General features: G+C 48.3%; 22 protein-coding genes and 1 pseudogene. 12 read left to right on the top strand and 11 right to left on the bottom strand.

What is annotated here, in order from left to right; translation table 11 throughout:
• Positions 1 to 3: 3 nt before the first annotated feature.
• The 3 genes from A6395_RS00905 to A6395_RS00895 all read right to left on the bottom strand — a co-directional run bounded on the left by A6395_RS00905 (position 4) and on the right by A6395_RS00895 (position 1,965).
• Positions 4 to 984: a Gfo/Idh/MocA family protein gene (locus A6395_RS00905; protein WP_071397490.1), complete on the bottom strand. Its 981-nt coding sequence runs from the start codon at positions 982 to 984 to the stop codon at positions 4 to 6.
• A gap of 19 nt (positions 985 to 1,003) precedes the next feature.
• On the bottom strand, positions 1,004 to 1,405 hold the full coding sequence (locus A6395_RS00900; protein WP_252100491.1) for a GNAT family N-acetyltransferase: 402 nt from the start codon (positions 1,403 to 1,405) through the stop codon (positions 1,004 to 1,006).
• A 77-nt stretch (positions 1,406 to 1,482) separates the two neighbouring features.
• Positions 1,483 to 1,965, bottom strand: a complete 483-nt coding sequence (locus A6395_RS00895; protein WP_149038957.1) for an SRPBCC family protein — start codon at positions 1,963 to 1,965, stop codon at positions 1,483 to 1,485.
• A 279-nt stretch (positions 1,966 to 2,244) separates the two neighbouring features.
• On the opposite strand from A6395_RS00895, the gene A6395_RS00890 reads away from it, so the two are divergent.
• Complete coding sequence (locus A6395_RS00890; RefSeq protein ID WP_071397488.1) at positions 2,245 to 2,961, top strand: DUF5694 domain-containing protein; 717 nt, start codon at positions 2,245 to 2,247, stop codon at positions 2,959 to 2,961.
• Between the two features lie 434 nt (positions 2,962 to 3,395).
• Here the strand turns inward: A6395_RS00890 and A6395_RS00885 are convergent, their stop codons facing one another.
• From A6395_RS00885 to A6395_RS00860, 5 genes are all read right to left on the bottom strand, one after another.
• Complete coding sequence (locus tag A6395_RS00885) at positions 3,396 to 4,142, bottom strand: hypothetical protein (protein WP_159429435.1); 747 nt, start codon at positions 4,140 to 4,142, stop codon at positions 3,396 to 3,398.
• The gene (locus tag A6395_RS00880; protein WP_071397486.1) at positions 4,126 to 4,413 is read right to left on the bottom strand and encodes a hypothetical protein; all 288 of its coding nucleotides are present in this window, start codon (positions 4,411 to 4,413) and stop codon (positions 4,126 to 4,128) included. The genes A6395_RS00885 and A6395_RS00880 overlap by 17 nt, the downstream gene beginning before the upstream one ends.
• A gap of 688 nt (positions 4,414 to 5,101) precedes the next feature.
• Complete coding sequence (locus A6395_RS00870) at positions 5,102 to 5,470, bottom strand: PH domain-containing protein (RefSeq protein WP_070327279.1); 369 nt, start codon at positions 5,468 to 5,470, stop codon at positions 5,102 to 5,104.
• Positions 5,471 to 5,631: 161 nt separating this feature from the next.
• Positions 5,632 to 6,207, bottom strand: a complete 576-nt coding sequence (locus tag A6395_RS00865; protein WP_141737210.1) for a hypothetical protein — start codon at positions 6,205 to 6,207, stop codon at positions 5,632 to 5,634.
• Between the two features lie 11 nt (positions 6,208 to 6,218).
• Positions 6,219 to 6,542: an SMI1/KNR4 family protein gene (locus tag A6395_RS00860; protein ID WP_071397485.1), complete on the bottom strand. Its 324-nt coding sequence runs from the start codon at positions 6,540 to 6,542 to the stop codon at positions 6,219 to 6,221.
• Positions 6,543 to 6,716: 174 nt separating this feature from the next.
• On the opposite strand from A6395_RS00860, the gene A6395_RS00855 reads away from it, so the two are divergent.
• The 6 genes from A6395_RS00855 to A6395_RS00830 all read left to right on the top strand — a co-directional run bounded on the left by A6395_RS00855 (position 6,717) and on the right by A6395_RS00830 (position 10,200).
• On the top strand, positions 6,717 to 7,172 hold the full coding sequence (locus A6395_RS00855; RefSeq protein WP_070327282.1) for a helix-turn-helix transcriptional regulator: 456 nt from the start codon (positions 6,717 to 6,719) through the stop codon (positions 7,170 to 7,172).
• Between the two features lie 13 nt (positions 7,173 to 7,185).
• The gene (locus A6395_RS00850; protein WP_131489768.1) at positions 7,186 to 7,632 is read left to right on the top strand and encodes a hypothetical protein; all 447 of its coding nucleotides are present in this window, start codon (positions 7,186 to 7,188) and stop codon (positions 7,630 to 7,632) included.
• On the top strand, positions 7,629 to 7,907 hold the full coding sequence (locus A6395_RS00845) for a hypothetical protein (RefSeq protein WP_071397483.1): 279 nt from the start codon (positions 7,629 to 7,631) through the stop codon (positions 7,905 to 7,907). The genes A6395_RS00850 and A6395_RS00845 overlap by 4 nt, the downstream gene beginning before the upstream one ends.
• A 10-nt stretch (positions 7,908 to 7,917) precedes the next feature.
• Positions 7,918 to 8,334: a group-specific protein gene (locus A6395_RS00840; protein ID WP_070327285.1), complete on the top strand. Its 417-nt coding sequence runs from the start codon at positions 7,918 to 7,920 to the stop codon at positions 8,332 to 8,334.
• Positions 8,331 to 8,861, top strand: a complete 531-nt coding sequence (locus A6395_RS00835) for a hypothetical protein (protein ID WP_071397482.1) — start codon at positions 8,331 to 8,333, stop codon at positions 8,859 to 8,861. The genes A6395_RS00840 and A6395_RS00835 overlap by 4 nt, the downstream gene beginning before the upstream one ends.
• Before the next feature lie 115 nt (positions 8,862 to 8,976).
• The gene (locus A6395_RS00830) at positions 8,977 to 10,200 is read left to right on the top strand and encodes an MFS transporter (protein WP_071397481.1); all 1,224 of its coding nucleotides are present in this window, start codon (positions 8,977 to 8,979) and stop codon (positions 10,198 to 10,200) included.
• Positions 10,201 to 10,327: 127 nt separating this feature from the next.
• On the opposite strand, the gene A6395_RS00825 is transcribed toward A6395_RS00830, so the two are convergent.
• Positions 10,328 to 11,245 (bottom strand): alpha/beta fold hydrolase, encoded by a 918-nt coding sequence (locus A6395_RS00825; RefSeq protein ID WP_071397480.1) that lies wholly within the window; start codon positions 11,243 to 11,245, stop codon positions 10,328 to 10,330.
• A gap of 3 nt (positions 11,246 to 11,248) precedes the next feature.
• Positions 11,249 to 11,674 (bottom strand): NUDIX hydrolase, encoded by a 426-nt coding sequence (locus tag A6395_RS00820; RefSeq protein ID WP_071397479.1) that lies wholly within the window; start codon positions 11,672 to 11,674, stop codon positions 11,249 to 11,251.
• Between the two features lie 139 nt (positions 11,675 to 11,813).
• Here A6395_RS00820 and pyrH point away from each other — a divergent pair, with 139 nt between their 5' ends.
• Both pyrH and A6395_RS00810 read left to right on the top strand, forming a co-directional pair.
• A complete protein-coding gene (pyrH, locus tag A6395_RS00815) occupies positions 11,814 to 12,551 on the top strand; it encodes a UMP kinase (RefSeq protein ID WP_071397478.1) in 738 nt (245 codons plus the stop codon).
• Positions 12,552 to 12,771: 220 nt separating this feature from the next.
• Entirely contained in the window at positions 12,772 to 13,617 is an 846-nt protein-coding gene (locus A6395_RS00810) for a GGDEF domain-containing protein (RefSeq protein ID WP_071397477.1), read from the top strand.
• A gap of 188 nt (positions 13,618 to 13,805) precedes the next feature.
• Here the strand turns inward: A6395_RS00810 and A6395_RS00805 are convergent, their stop codons facing one another.
• A complete protein-coding gene (locus tag A6395_RS00805; RefSeq protein ID WP_071397476.1) occupies positions 13,806 to 14,321 on the bottom strand; it encodes a Rossmann-fold NAD(P)-binding domain-containing protein in 516 nt (171 codons plus the stop codon).
• A 180-nt stretch (positions 14,322 to 14,501) separates the two neighbouring features.
• Here A6395_RS00805 and A6395_RS00800 point away from each other — a divergent pair, with 180 nt between their 5' ends.
• The 3 genes and pseudogenes from A6395_RS00800 to A6395_RS00790 form a co-directional block, all read left to right on the top strand.
• Entirely contained in the window at positions 14,502 to 14,870 is a 369-nt protein-coding gene (locus A6395_RS00800) for a GNAT family N-acetyltransferase (protein ID WP_084812883.1), read from the top strand.
• 131 nt (positions 14,871 to 15,001) lie between these two features.
• Entirely contained in the window at positions 15,002 to 15,418 is a 417-nt protein-coding gene (gene arr, locus A6395_RS00795; protein WP_071397474.1) for an NAD(+)--rifampin ADP-ribosyltransferase, read from the top strand.
• A gap of 2 nt (positions 15,419 to 15,420) precedes the next feature.
• Positions 15,421 to 15,662 (top strand): annotated as a pseudogene (locus A6395_RS00790) (hypothetical protein); the annotation flags it as partial.

The following is a 15,662-nucleotide window of genomic DNA, read 5'->3' as shown; positions in this document are numbered from 1 at the left end:
TTTTTATACATCTGCCGGATAACGGACGTCGATGCGGCGCCGGATATCGGTCATGACGTCAGCAAGCAACTGCATGTCGTCAAATGAGTGGATCTCGGTCTCCCTCTCGCCTGCTAGAATCATAAGCACGAACGCTTCAATCTCGTACTTCATGTGTGTCGTCTGTTCCGTGGCGAGTTCGACGGTCGTCCCGTCGCGGCCTTCGAACGTCAAGCGGTCGAGTGAGGCGATATCGTCGATGACGATGCGGCCCGCTTCCCCGATGATTTCAGACGGTGCGTCCGTGCCGTGAATCTTCGAATGGAGCACGATAATGTCCATGCCGTCATACGACAAGATGGCCGAACCGCTCCCGTCGACGCCCGACTCGAGTTTGACGGCGTTCGCTTGCACGGCGTCCGGTCGACCGAACAGTTTCAAGGCGGGACCGAGGCAATAGACGCCGAGGTCCATGAGCGAACCGTTCGAGAAGGCAGGATTGAACGTATTCGGGTTGTCCCCGCGCTTATACAAATCGTAGCGTGACGAGTATTGCGATTTGTTCAAGATGACACGTCGGACGGGACCGACGCGAGGCAGCGCTTGACGCAATATTTGGAAGTTCGGCATGAATAGGTTGCGGAGCGCCTCAAGGAGGACGACGTCGTGCTCGCGCGCCGTCTCGAGCATCAATTTGACCTCGTCGACGTTCGAGGCGAACGGTTTCTCGCAGAGGACGTGTTTGCCATGTCGCATGAACAAGATGCCCTGCTCGGCATGGAGCGAGTTCGGGCTTGCGATATAGACTGCGTCGATGACGTCGCTCGTCGCCATATCGTCAAGCGATGTGAACGTATGGACGATCCCATACTCTTTTGCGAAATCGGTCGCCCGCTCCGCTGTCCGTGAATAGACGGCCGCAACGGTCGCACCTTCGACTTCGTGGACGGCTTCTAAAAATGAATGGGTGATAAAGTTCGTACCGATGATACCGAATCGAATCATAAGGATGTACCTCGTTTCTTTAGTTGGTGATGGCTTTGCGTAGGATGATCTCGTCATGGAGCGGGATGCCGTGCTCGCCGATCATTGGAATCGACGGTTTTTGTAGGCGGGCCGCATCAACCGCACCAGGGATGATGCCTGCGAGGCGCCAACCCCGCTTTTGATAAAAAGCGAGCGCTCGTAAGTTATCGTTCGTCGTGATGAGCGACATACGCTTGAGTCGATGAAGCCGGGCCAAGCGCTCCACTTCATCGAGTAGTGACGACCCGATGCCGCCGTTTTCTCGTAAGCTATCGAGCGAGATGATTTCAAGTTCCTCTTCTCTAATGACATACGTGATCAGCCCGATGATTGTCGCTTCTTCCATCGCGACGAAACCGTCGAGCGTAGCGCAGTCATACGTCCCGGTCGAGATGACCATTTGAGGTGATCCCTACTCAGCGATAAAGACGTCACGCACCGGCTCACGCAGCGTCGGAATAATAGGTCGAATCATTGTCACTCCGCCCCCTGAACGGAAGGCTGCTTCGGTGCGCTCGCTTCCGTATAGATCCGAAATTGTTTGAACTGATCGTCGTAAATGAGCCGAATCGCCCAAGCAAAGCCTTTCACGTACAAGGAGTACAGCCATGATGATGGGATGAGTGTGAGGCGAATTATTACGTCCGTCCCATTCGGGGTCTCGGTCAGCACATAAGTAGACGTCGATATTCCCTGATTCGTCATCGCCAGCACTTCACACTCATAAGGGCGATTCACATACGTCAATTCGGATACGACCCGAATCTCTTTCTTCTCGAACTGTTGGACCGAGATGAACCGTTTCCCCGTCACGAGTGACGCGTCCCCATCCTCATAAATGTTTTCAATCAAATGGTCGTTCCATTTGACGATATGTTCATCTTCTGCGAGGCAGGAGAAAACATGGTCGATTGGTGCGTCAATTGTCATGTGGTATGTAGCTACTTCAAGTTGTTTCACATCAAACCCTCCTTCATCGGTATAGACGCCCATTCTTCTTCTCATTGAAGCATTGGTTTTAGCGCATTGTCCATACAGTTTTCAAAAAAAGTCTGGTTCGGATAAGCATCGTCCATGTCGCTTGATGAATGGATTGTTCTCCGTTTACCGAACGAAATACACATAGGTCGTCTCGATTCAATCGGCTCTCCTGTTCGTGAATTTTGCAGTGAAACCTTTTATTCAATAATCCGTAAAAGGAAACTATATATTATGTTTGATAGGGAGTGAGATGTTAACATGATCGAACTATTAATCGTCGGAACAACGCATCTGAACATGCCGAACAACGGTGATGTGATCATGCCGGGGACGACCGATATTCTTGGCGCAAAACGTCAACAAGAGATCGACGACTTTATCCGTGTACTAGCTCGGTTCGAGCCGACCACCGTCTGTCTCGAAGTCGCGAAAACTGATCAGCATTCGTTGAATCAACGTTATCAAGCGTATGTGGCAGATCCGCTCGCTGCAACTGAAGATGAACGTGAACAAATTGGATTCCGGCTCGCCAAGACGTGCGGCTTACCTTTCGTTCGAGCCGTTGATTGGAACGAGACGGTCGACGGTGTCAGCCTCGGTGACGTGATAGACACGCATCCGGTCGAGATGCAGGCGATTATCGCAACACAACGCGCACTCATGCAAAACGTGGAGACAGTTTTCCATCAACATTCAATCAACGATTTCTATACCTACATCAATCAAGAAGAGGTTACACGTTTCATGCATCAAGCTTATATGGACATCGCCGCCACTGGTCCGACTGGTGCACACTGGGTCGAATCCTATTGGAATTACCGAAATCATCGAATCTATGACCACGTGACACGTGATGCTAAAACAGGAGACCGCATCGTGATGTTATACGGATTGGCGCACGTCCACCTGTTGCGGCATCTTTTTGAAGCGAACGAACGCTATACTGTTCATACGCTCAGTCAAGTCCTCGGCTAAGCTTTCTACCGTTCTCCTCGGTGAATGGCCTGGGCAAGCTCTCCGCTTCTCTCCTTTGGGATGTCTTGAAGCCTTTCGACGGCAAGCGGATGGTTGTGTTTATGCGTGAAGCGACTTATCATCGTGTCCACTTTTTTTGAAATACATGAACGTTTGCGGTATGTGAAATATCATAAACCTATATCATTTTCTATATAATCGATGATTGCCTCAGGATGGACTCCACCCCTTCCAAATCGATCGACCAGTCCGCATAACAATTCAAACGGCAACTCAATCAGAGGATAGCTCGCCCATTCTTCCACTTGGCATGCGAGTGGAAGCTCACGCGTTGAAATAACAACAACCCGTCACGTCAATTCGTGTTCGCCCGGATGATGTCGTCCCATGTCTTGTTGAAAAACCGCTCGTCTTTAATCGGGTAAAAGTACCATTCATACACAAACGAACGTGACATCCGTCCCTTCGATTTGAAGAAAACCGGCACCTTCGTTATCGTGGGCGCCTCGTAGTTTTCCTGAAAGCTGTCCACATTCGACCGCTTTCTCCCGCAGACCGAACGCCCAGCGATACAGTACGCCCTCTTTCACGAAATACGCGGTCTCGCCCTCAATCGTCATCGCCTCGCTGTCATGGAGCATCTTCGGCGTCCGGTATGTGACGAGTCGACCGTCACGATGGAGATGAATCAAGGCATACCAAATGGACGGACAAAGCCACACGCCAGAGGCAGTCGTGATCATCAACTCACAGTCGACGATAATCGGGGCTTTACGCGTGTCGTGGTTATAGCGAAACAAGACGTACCCGCTTCTTGAGAAACAGACGAGCGCCTCGGTCGATATCCCCTCGCCAAAGATTCCCTCATCTCCATAGCCGACCCAAATACCCGACTCATCGACGACGATGGACGCGATAAACGTACCGGCGTGAAAACTTGTCTCGATGGAACCGTCCGCTCGAACGACCCAGGCGTTTGGTCGCAAGTTATCGCGTGTGAAGTCGACAAGCACAAATGTGGTTTCATCCATCACGCGAATGAACGGATCTGTCAATGCGAGTGCGAGTTTGATTTCTTCGCCTCGCCACGTCACGACGGCAGCGTCGTCTGCTTGATGCAGCGTGATGAGTGTCCCGCTCCACAAGTCGGCATCAAGTAACCGGTTATGTGATCCGCTCATCGTCATCGCGTTTCACTCCTTTTTGTTTGGCTGACTCAAACCATTTTTTCAGCAACTGAATCCCAATCCATAAAATGACAATGATCCAGGCAGCCTCGCAGGCACTCGTAAATAGGATGAAAGCCAATCGCCAGACGTCTTCAAGCTCACGAAAACCAAACTGTGGAATCTCCCAACTGATAAAAATTTGATAATAACCGACCAGCCCAAAAACAAACGGAAACATCGACCAGAAAAACGGATTTATTCGCTTAGGCAAATGCAGCTCCACGTGATTCCCTCCGATTTGAAGTGACTCCCATCAAGATTCGTTCGAAATGTTGCACATCTTCGCCCGATGGTTCTTTCAATAAAGCAAACCTCGATTCGTATCTTAACCGATAAGTTCTTGGAATAAGATAGTTACCGCATATTTCACCCCTGCTCTAAATATTTGATGGATGAATGAACGCATCAACGAACCAATAATAAATTTGTTTATACTTTTAACCTATCATATAATTTATGTAATCATTATCTAAAATTTGGTTTAATGGGAGTCGTGTTATGCGAACAAGATTGATAGGAATTATCTCGTTTTTAGCCTGGAACTGCATTTTAAATACATCTTATTTCAAAGTTGAAGTGAAACTTATTGAAAGGGACAGTGCACTCCTTGATTTGGTAGCTTTTGATCATCTTCTCTTCTTGCCATTCATGATGACCTTGGCGATTGCGCCTGTATGTAGCGTAATCATCTCTGAATACACGATTCGCTACTTCAAAAAGAACGACAACCCTCGCCTTTATTTAACTCTTATGTTGATTTATATCGTTATCATCATACATACGTTTTTCACCGTGCGCTCATTCTTGCAATAGATAAACGATATGACTTTATACTTGGTACGATTAACGCTCTAAGCACTATTTCTCAAATGAATTAAAAAACTGAGGCAAACTACCTCAGCTGAAATTAATCATAAAATCGCTTCCGCTATTAAACGATCAAATTTTCGAATATCCACTTTTTTGTTTAAATTGATTTTGATTGTACCCGCTTTTGTAAAAAGCTGAACCTCTGAGTTTAAATCAAACATTCCACCAGCATTTTCTGTCGAGTACATATTAATCGAATGATATGGAAGTGAATAAATTTCCACTTTCTTTCCGCTAAGCCCTTGTGCGTCACGTAAAATAAGTCGTTTGTTTGTGAAAATTGCAACATCACGAATAGTTTTATAAGCTGCGACCGGGTTTTCTCCTGAAATAAGTAAATCCGAAACATCTTGTGGGACTTCACACTCAGAATTAAAAGTCCAAGTTAATTGCGTTAAAGAGTTAGACATATAAAGTTCTCCTTTTTCTTGATTTTTATAGCATTAACTATATTTTACAATTTAATTTATCCATACTCAAGAAGTTATCGAACAAACAATCGAACGATCGCTAACTATAAAGTCAGTACTTAAGTTCTCATCATATTTCGAAATTATCGAAATTATCGAAATTATCGAAGGTATCGTAGCCACCAACCGAGCTCTTCTTCCCCATACAGATACACACCGGGCTCCGTTTGAAAATCGACTCCGTGCAAAAACGCCAATCCGGCCATCACGCGCGCATCAAGGTGCATGTCTTCCGTCCGCCATAATGCATGTGCGGCCAAGTCGGAGACGTTTTCTAACGTCAGCGCGCCTGTACGGACAGCGGATAACCAATCGACAAGATCCTCTCGTAAAGGTGGGATTCGGCGCCTCGGGAGCTCGTCTGGCGTCAACTCGCCACGGTTCACCTGCTTGAAGAGCTCGATCAGCCGGTGATTCGTCGGCACAATGTCGAGCACCATCTCAATCGGCGTCCGAATCGACTTGATTTGATCAGTCGTCTCATTCCATAAAGAGAGCGTCTCATCCCGTCCATAGACGAGCCAGTCACCAGAAGCGTCATATCCGAGTCGTTGCCCGAGCCGAGAGAACGTAAGACGCGAAGCATCCTCGAAAGTGAGCAGCGTCGCATGAAACCGCTCACCCGAAAATGTCGTAATGCTGACGGGACGCTCTTCGGTCAGGAGGGATTTCAGCACGTCTTCACATGTCATGGTGAGTCGCCATCGGCTGAACGTAGCCAATCTTCAAACGAAGGCACGATTTGTTCGACACGTTCACCTGTCTCATGGTCGACAATGACGACTTCGTTCGTCTTCAAGTCGACACAGACGAGGTCACCGAGGAAGTCTTCATACCCGATGATGGGGAGATGGTTTGGCCACGGTTCTTCCTCGTCGAAAACCTCTAATTGAACCTCGTCGAAGCGATCGCGTTCATTTAAAAATGCGAAACGCTTTAGCCCTTCTGTATCCTCAAGTTTAATTTCTATCTCGGAAGTCGGCAACAGCGCCATCAACTGTTCTTTCGTCATACTCATTCTCCTCTCCAACTTTCTCTAGTTTATCGCAATAATGATACCTAGTTATATACATGAAATGAGAAATTGCATTGACACCAACCTCATTAAGTGTAAAATTACACTTGTAACTAATTGTAAATAAAACACCTGGAAAAGGGTTAATGCTTTCAAGCAAAGAGGTGCTCGATGAACAAATCGGATTTCATCCAACTCGTATCGAAACAAGTAAAAACGGTTCGTCTTGAACGACAATATTCTCAAGAAGAGATGGCTGACATCTTAGGCTTATCCAAAAAGACGCTCATTCAAATCGAAAAAGAGCGGACCATCGCCAACTGGAGCACGGTCGTCACATTGTGCGCCCTGTTTAATGATAGCGAGATTCTTTTGAGCGAAATCGGGGACGACCCAGTCGAGTTCGTCAGACTGATCGCCAAAGACGTCTCGTACGAACCGAAGTCAAAGACACTCGGTGGTCGTGTCTGGTGGAAGCAAACCGCAACAGAAGGAGATTATGTGTTGCAACAAAACTTGATCAGCGGCCATTACCGGATTTTAGATCGTCAAAACGTCCGGTGGCACAGCTCGTTCGACGTAGAAGAAGCCACACTCGTGTTGGTCAAACTAGCGCAAGACGCATGAAAGGAGTCAGATCGTGAAAACTAATAAAAGATGCATCGTGACGTTGTCAGTCGTGTATGTCATCGCGTTGATAGTGAACATTATCCCGTCGGCCACCTTCCCCGACGCAACGATTCGTCCCCTGCATGCAGCAGCCTCGGTCGCGCTCCTGTTCTGTCTACTAGGAACTTGTTTATTACGAAACCAGGTTGCCAAGCTATATATCACGGCACTCCTGTTCGCGAGTGTCACCGTTTTCACATTGAACAGCTTCGAGACATATATGCGTGACATCCTTCTTTTGGACGCTTTATTTTCAATCCAATATCCGCTCTACATTCTATTCGTGTCCCCGTTGTTCGGCCTCAACTTCTTTTTGAACGTCGGAGCGGAATACGTCTCATTGATCACTTTCTTCATCGCGATTCTGTTACTCATCATCCACGAGGTCGCAATCACGGCTTCACGCGAACGGCTATGACAAGAGCGCAACTCATCGGATCTTCAAGCCTGCTGATTGCCATTCCCTACTTTCTACTCGCTCCGAACTGGACGCATGCTGAATTCGTCTGGATAGGCGGTACAGTCATCTTGCTCATCATTTCGGCCATCGGTTTAAGCTTTCACATATACCACAGTCGAAAGTGGACGCGACGACAAGGCATTACTTTCGGGATCGGCTTGCTTACAGCCTATGCTCTCGCGTTTCTATTTCTATTATGGCGAGTCGTCGCATACAACATGAACACGATTTAGGAGGCTACTTATGAAGTTTTACATCGGGTCCGGTTTTTATAACATCAATCACGTCCGGCAATTGCGGGACCATTTCATCGAACAAGGCCACACCCATACATACGATTGGACCATGAATGAACGAGCAGCGACAATCGAGGACTTGCGAGACATCGGCGCCAAAGAATACGAAGCGATTCGTACATCTGATTTTGTCGTCATCTTGCTACCGGCGGGCAAGAGCAGCCACGTCGAACTCGGGATCGCCCTCGGCGCGGACGTACCACTGTTCATCCATGACGCAGCAAATCGTTTCGATGACTTCGAGACGACGAGCACGTTTTATCATCTCCCCCACGTCATCAAGTTGACGGGACCGCTCGAGGACATTCCTTCATGTATCGCCGCCCATTACGTAACGTCATATGTAAAGCAGGATAGTTTATGATGTTCCCGATTTATTTAGTCACAGGGTTTGTCATTTTGGTTCTGGTCGCAACTGCTACCACCATTTATATCAAAGTGTACAAACGACGTCGAACTGACGCTGTACAATCAAATTCAGGCCAAGGTGCCGCCATCGCACCGCCTGATAAACTTGCGATTGTCTTATTCATCGTCACTATAGTCGTGAGTGTCTTGATTAGTTATGTTGCAGGATACACCGACGCCTACAAAGCGTATGAACAAGATGTCTGGGTCCTTTCACCGTCTGACATTGAAACATTTTATGCTGAGGTACGAGAAGTTGAAGACGATGCCATTGAAGTGCAAAAGATGTCGTTCGATGACGCAACTGATCAAGGCACGATTCGATATGAAATTGTGAAAGAGCACGTAAGCATCTATCGACAGGATAAAATCATCCAACTCTCTGACTTGTCTGAAGAGGATTTAATCTCAGTCATCCTGATGAAAGATCGATCGGGGATGACGAGCGTATTTAAAATCGAATTACTCAACAACCAAAATTAATGCAACGCATTCAAAAGTATACAAACCATTAAAAAGAAAATATTTGATTTTTCTAGCATGACAATCATTTTTGTGACATACTGTTCAAAATCTTATTTGAACGGGGACGATCTGTATGCACACTTGGAAACATCCGCTACTCTTACTGACCGGCGTCGGCATCTCGAATTTGGGCGCTTGGGTGTATTTCATCGCCCTCAATTTGATCGTCCTCGACATGACGCAGTCACCGTTCGCCGTGTCTGTGTTATACATCCTCGTCCCGCTCGCGGCCCTTTGCGCGAACTTTTGGTCAGGTACGGTCATTGACCGTGCCGACACGCGCCGCTTGATGATAATGCTTGACACACTCCGCGCAGCAGTCGTGTTCAGCCTCGCCTTCATCGACTCGCTCGCAATCATCTACGTGCTCGTCTTCGCGTTGAACGTTGCGAGTTCAATCTTTGAATCGGCTTCACTCGTCTATATGACGAAGCTCGTGTCGAGCGGCGACCGCCAACGGTTCAACGCTTTGAAAAACTTCGTCCAGTCGGCAGGCTTCATTTTAGGACCGGCCATCGCCGGAATCCTGTTCATGATCGGCACACCGACGCTCGCCATTCAGTTGAATGCAGCAGCGCTCCTCGTTTCTGTCGGTATCTTGTCCCTCCTGCCGACATTATTCACCCCGAAAGATGAAGTCGGAGTGTTCAGTCTTCGCATGATTATCGAGGACTGGAAAGCAGTCGTCCGTTTTGCGTCGACGCGGCGTTACGTCACGCTCGTCTACAGTCTGTTCTGCGTCATGACGATTTTTATGTCTGGACTCGACTCGCTCGAGGCGTCGTTCGCGACGCAAATGCTCGACTTCTCGGAGAGTCGTTATGGCTTTCTCGTCAGTTTCGCCGGAGCCGGGATTATCGCCGGCTCCATTATCAATGCGACGTTCAGTGCTCGGATGACGTTACCGTTCTTAATCAGTTTCGGTGCCATCATGACACCCGTCGGCTATCTCGTCTTCGCCTTCTCCGAATCGTTCGTGCTCGCAGCTGTTGGATTCTTCTTGCTCACGTTTGCCCTGTCGTTCGCGAACACCGGTTTCTTGACGTTTTATCAAAACAACGTCCCGACCGACCTGATGGGCCGTTTCTCCGGAGTGATCAATGTAGCGGAATCGATCTTGATTATCGGGTTGACGTTCGGCATCGGTCTACTCGCTGAATATGTCGGGATTCGTTCGACGTATATCACCTTCTCGCTCGCTTTCTTACTCGTCGGCTTCATCACCATTCGCGTTGTCCGGGAACGGTCTAAACGTGCGCTGTATGTAATGAACACAGATGAAAAAAAAGTATCGTGAGATTTTATGAAACGGGTTTGCAAGAATCGTACTTCGTTTACATTTAGAATAGAAAAACCGGGTGATCGATAGTTGTTTCTCGATCACCCGGTTTTTATTTGAATCTCAAATTATACTGAATAAGTCCTTATTCAAACTGTCTACTCGGTTTCAAACGAGACAAGCATTCCTCCACGACCGAAATGATGACGTCTGGACGTTCTAAATGGATTGCGTGTGACGCCTGCTCCGCAATCACGAGTCGGCTGTCCGCAGAGAGAGTCGTCTGTTCGCGAATGAGTTGACCCCAAGTTCCTTCTAAAATTCGTAACTCTGATTCAGGCAGACCGTCCGCCTTCCCTCTGTCTACCTCGAAGTCAGCGTCGCGCCCAATCACGTAAAGAGGGGTGGTTGACAGGTTACCTAATCGTTTGATCAGACGGGCATCGTCATACCAACTCTCGACTTCGGCCAGCATCGCTTTGTACAAGTTTGGTCGACAGACAAATCCCTTTAATTCGGCTTGGACGTCCACTGGCAACTTTGATTGGTTCGGTGCTAGCGTTGGCTGTATCAATTCGGTCAATTCAGTTTCGGTTCGTTCCGCATAATCCTGGCATTGTTTCAGCCAATCTTCGTCTGAAGATAAATCGTTCATGACAGGTAAATCTAACGTGTCGAGTCTGTCCAGGTCATGTGATGTGGAATCGATGAGAATAAGTGCAGCCACATCATTTGGATAACGTTTTGCGAAATGCTGCGCACACAATCCGCCATATGAATGTCCCAATAAAACGAAGGGCTCAGTAATTTGTAAGACGTCCAAAAGTTCCCTTAGTTCTCGTACGGTTGCTTCCGTGTTACGTTTGCCTTCGTTCAGCTCACTTCTTCCGATTCCTGGTCGATGATATAGAATCACTCGGTTCGCCTTACTCAATTTTTCCGAGACCTCGTGCCATTCGTCAAATGCGCACCCCATCCCAGTTAAGATGACAATCGGAAACCCGTGCTCACCTTTTGTCATCACTTCAAGTTCCTTCCCGAACACGTTTACGAATCGCTTCATCAGTCACCTCGCTTTTATTTTATAGATTTCAAGTTTATTTTGAAATCGCTCATACGTATCCAAAATAATTTGAACATCTTCTTGGTAGAGGTGACTGATTGTATGCATTGAATCAATCGACACCCACTGCACAGCTGAAATATCTTGATCAATCTGGCTCGACGCCAACGTATCTGTAAGTCCGACAAGATAATAGTGAGTTTGAATTTGATAGCCGTCACTTTCTTTTTCTTTCACCAATAATTTCTTTACCGTGTCTACCGAATAGCCCGTTTCTTCTTTTACCTCTCGGATACAGCATTCGTCGAGTGTTTCCCCTGTCTCCAAGCCGCCGGAAGGAACGCTCCATCCCAACACATCCTTATTTCTCACGAGCAACACTTTTTGATGATCAAAACAAATCGCCGCAGCCCCGATCCATGTTCTCATCTGTCCCCTCCCTCAAAACCGTATTCACCACTCAGTACCCTTCCATCAACTTTACAGCATTCATTAGCGAAAAGTATTGCTAAATAATTGAAAACACTATACAATTTTGAAGATTTGGATTCAGAAAGGGAGTGTCTAGATGAACAACTATCAAAATGTTTTGATCAAGTTAAGCGGAGCCGCAATAGCGGGCGAGGATAACTCGAATTTCGATCAACATAAGCTAGACCAGATTGCGGTCGAAGTCCTGTCGTTGGTCGATCTCGGCATCAACGTCTCGCTCATGATTGGTGGCGGCAACATCTTTCGTGGTAACCAGGCGGACGTATGGGGCATCGACCGTGTCGAGGCAGACAACATCGGTACACTCGGGACCGTCATCAACAGTTTGATGTTGCGAGGCGTCTTAAAAAGTAAGACAAATCGTGAAGTTCGCGTGATGACGGCCATGCCGATTCCGAGTATGGCCGAACCGTATATTCGTCTGAAGGCACTCAACCATCTGCAGAAAGGTTACGTTCTCATTTTTGCAGGTGGGAACGGACAGCCGTTCGTGTCGACCGATTATCCGGCCGTGCAACGCGCAATCGAGATGAATTGTGACGCCATCTTCGTCGCCAAGAATGGGATCTCCGGAGTCTACAACCAAGACCCGAATCAAACGAGCGAGGCAAAACAATATGCGTCGCTGCACTACAACGATGTGTGGCGCCATGACTTGAAAGTGATGGATCAATCGGCGCTCTTACTTGCTCGAGACAATCAACTCCCGGTGCACGTCTTCGATTTTAAAGAGACGGACGCGATGAAGCGAATCTGCTTGGGTGAGAAGATTGGTACGCTAATCCACGACGGACTCACCGTCTTCGTGGAATAAACGACAAAACATCCGAGGACAAGCTTTGCGTCACCGGGTGTTTAAGCAGGTTTGCCCTAAACGTCTCAATCAAGTCTAAAAACTGCCGAATAACACACTCGCTCCATTTCGAAATATCGTCTGTCTGCTTCTGTTGTTCACTCAAAAACGAACTGTATAGTCTATACTTGATACTTCATGTAAAATTGGGGACAACACGAACACAGAAAGAGGAATGATCATGAATCAATGGACTCAAGAATCAATTAAACTATTCGGGCTCATCTCTTGCCTCATCATCGGCACCATCCTATACGTGTCTCTACTCTTGATGAGTGACGTCGGAGTCATCGGATTAGTCATCTTACCAATCATCGTCATTGCCTCTCTCGCCTTTGGGATGCGGGCAGGATTGACGTTTTCTGTCGCCTTGCTGGCATTCTTGTTTGTCTACTTCTTGTGGTTCGCTCCTATCTATCAAGAAGGAGAAGTTCAATTTTTCAACTGGAAAGGGCTTAGCTATACAGCTCTCCTCCTCACCATGTCTATCTTGTCCGGCCTCATTCATCAACTCGTGAAGAAGGTCCAGTTGTCACGACATGAGCTAGAAGAACGGGCCCGGCAACTGATCGCCGTCGATCCCGAGACGTGGCTCGACAACGCCGAACGGTTTCGGATGGACGTCAACTCAGAACGAGACCGTCTCATCCGCCACGGTGGATCCTTCGCGGTCTCGTTTATCCAGCTGCACGAGTTCACGCATTTCGAGGAACGTTATGGACGGACCGAATATGAATGGTTCATGAATTACTTCAGTGATGAGCTCCACATGGCGACAAGACGAACCGATCAAAAATACCGGGTCGCACACGATACGTTCGCCATCATTTTCCCGTATACGTCACCTGCGGCGGCACAAGTCGTCCATGACCGTATCCGCCCGCTGCTTGAACAATATGAACTGCAGAGCGGCGAACACGTTGGATTGACGTATGAGGACACGTTTTATGAAGTGAGCCGAGAGAATTGCAATGCGGTCGTTGAGCAAATCCTCTCTAAAGCATCAGCAACTAGCCTAGACGTATAAGACTATAAGACCTTGAATGATCATCACTGGGTACAAGTGGTCATTCAAGATTTTTTATATGTAGTCGCACGTTCCACTCACTTGCGGTGGATGAAGTGCTCTAGATGTTGTTCAAGCTTCGGTTGACCAATAAGAATTTCCATATTGCCACATCCCTAGCTGTATCAAATGACGAATAACTCGTTTTGTTAGTCTACAACTCCTACAATGTGACACAACTTGTTCTCCTGAATCGCCATGATCACGCCACCGGCAATCTCCTCGTGCGTCAACCAATGTCTTGCGCCATGCTCGGTAATGTGACCGAGCTGCACTTGGTGGTAGCGGAGTTTGTCCGGTAGCACCAAACGGCTCTTCACGTCCTCAAGATGGGCTCGACTTCCGAGGACGTGGAACAGCTGTGCATCATGTCTAACTTCTCTCAAGACACATGGCAAGGCGTCAGGCGCGTCCGAATGAATCCAGGCGACGACGAGGTCGATCGCCCCTCGTTCGGCAATCGCTTGTCGCACCGAATCTGCCATTTGGACGCTGTCATGGTAATCCACATATATGGCCGACAAGCGGTCAGGGCGGCGAGGAATCAATTGCCCCATCTTCGCCTCATCCCTGCCGATCACCGACACGTGGTACCCAACGTCAGCTAACCAAAGGACCGTCTCTCTTAGCATCCCACTGCCGCCAATAACCAACGCATGCTTCATTGTTTCCCCTCCTCTCGATTCATTTCGTTTTCCACGTTCGAACAGGAATAGTGGATTATAAAAGCGAACTGAACGATAGCACTCACCTCAAGTCAAGGAGGCCTGATTCCGATTCAATCGACCATCTATTCGATCAAACCGATCGAGACGCCGTTCGCACTCGACCAATCGTTCGCTGTCATGAACCAGCTTCGGCCCGACCTGACCCTCGCGTCGTATCGAGACCTCGTCGCCAAGATGCGGCCACAAGGGTATGAGCTGCATGCATTATATGCGGACGACGACATCGTATCATTAGCCGGCATCGAGGTACGCGTCAACCTGTATCTCGGGAAGCACATCTTCATTTACGACCTCGTCACGTGTGCGAACCAGCGTTCAAGCGGATATGGTGAGATGTTGCTCGATTTCGTCCACGAGTATGCCCGTGATCAGGGGGCGACATGTGTCGCGCTCGAGTCTGGACTCGCCCGGACCGATGCGCACCGCTTTTATACGGACAAGATGGGCTACGCCATCACCAGCTATTCGTTCCGGAAACAATTGTAGATATGGAAAAGGGAAGAGCGATCCGCTCTTCCTAGCCTCATTGTATCGTGATTCCGTAACCAAAAACAGACTATCTTCTCCTAATTTCAACCACTATACTGGGAAGACACGAAACAAAGGAGAGATGCCACATGACGAACGAAACGAAACCGCTCGACCTGGGCCCGTTCTTCCACGGGACAAAAGTCGAACTGAAGCTTGGGGAGGTACTTGAGCCCCGACGCGACTCAAACTATCAAGACAAGCAATCGAATTATATCTACTTCACGGCGACGCTCGATGCCGCCAAATGGGGAGCCGAGCTGGCGAGCGGAGATGCTCGTGAGCGCATTTATCTCATCGAACCGACCGGTGACTTCGAGAACGACCCGAACCTGACCGACAAGCGCTTTTCAGGAAACCCGACACGGTCGTACCGCTCGAGTGCCCCGCTCAAAGTCGTCGCCGAACTCGGTGCTTGGGAGCGACATCCTGACGAAGTGATCGAGCATATGCGCGACTCGCTAGAGAAACTGCGGCAAGCCGGAGAAGATGTGATTGACGATTGAACATGTGGGAAAATCCTTTAAAGAAACCACACACGAAACGCCAACGCCTTGCAATCGCTTGTCTCGTACTCGGGCTGCTGTACGCGACGACGTATATCCCGCAGCGGGTCATCACGACGTCCCCGTCGGATGTGTCCCGTATCCATGTGTTTGACGGTCAGAGCGGCTATGAGGTCTCACTAAGCGAGCGGCGTGACATCGACTCCATCATGCGTAATCTGAATGACATCACGTTTCAAAAAGG

The organism is Exiguobacterium sp. SH31, from assembly GCF_001816105.1.
In the GTDB taxonomy this organism is placed as follows: Bacteria; Bacillota; Bacilli; order Exiguobacteriales; family Exiguobacteriaceae; genus Exiguobacterium; species Exiguobacterium aurantiacum_A.
This window is presented reverse-complemented; position numbering and strand designations above follow the sequence as displayed.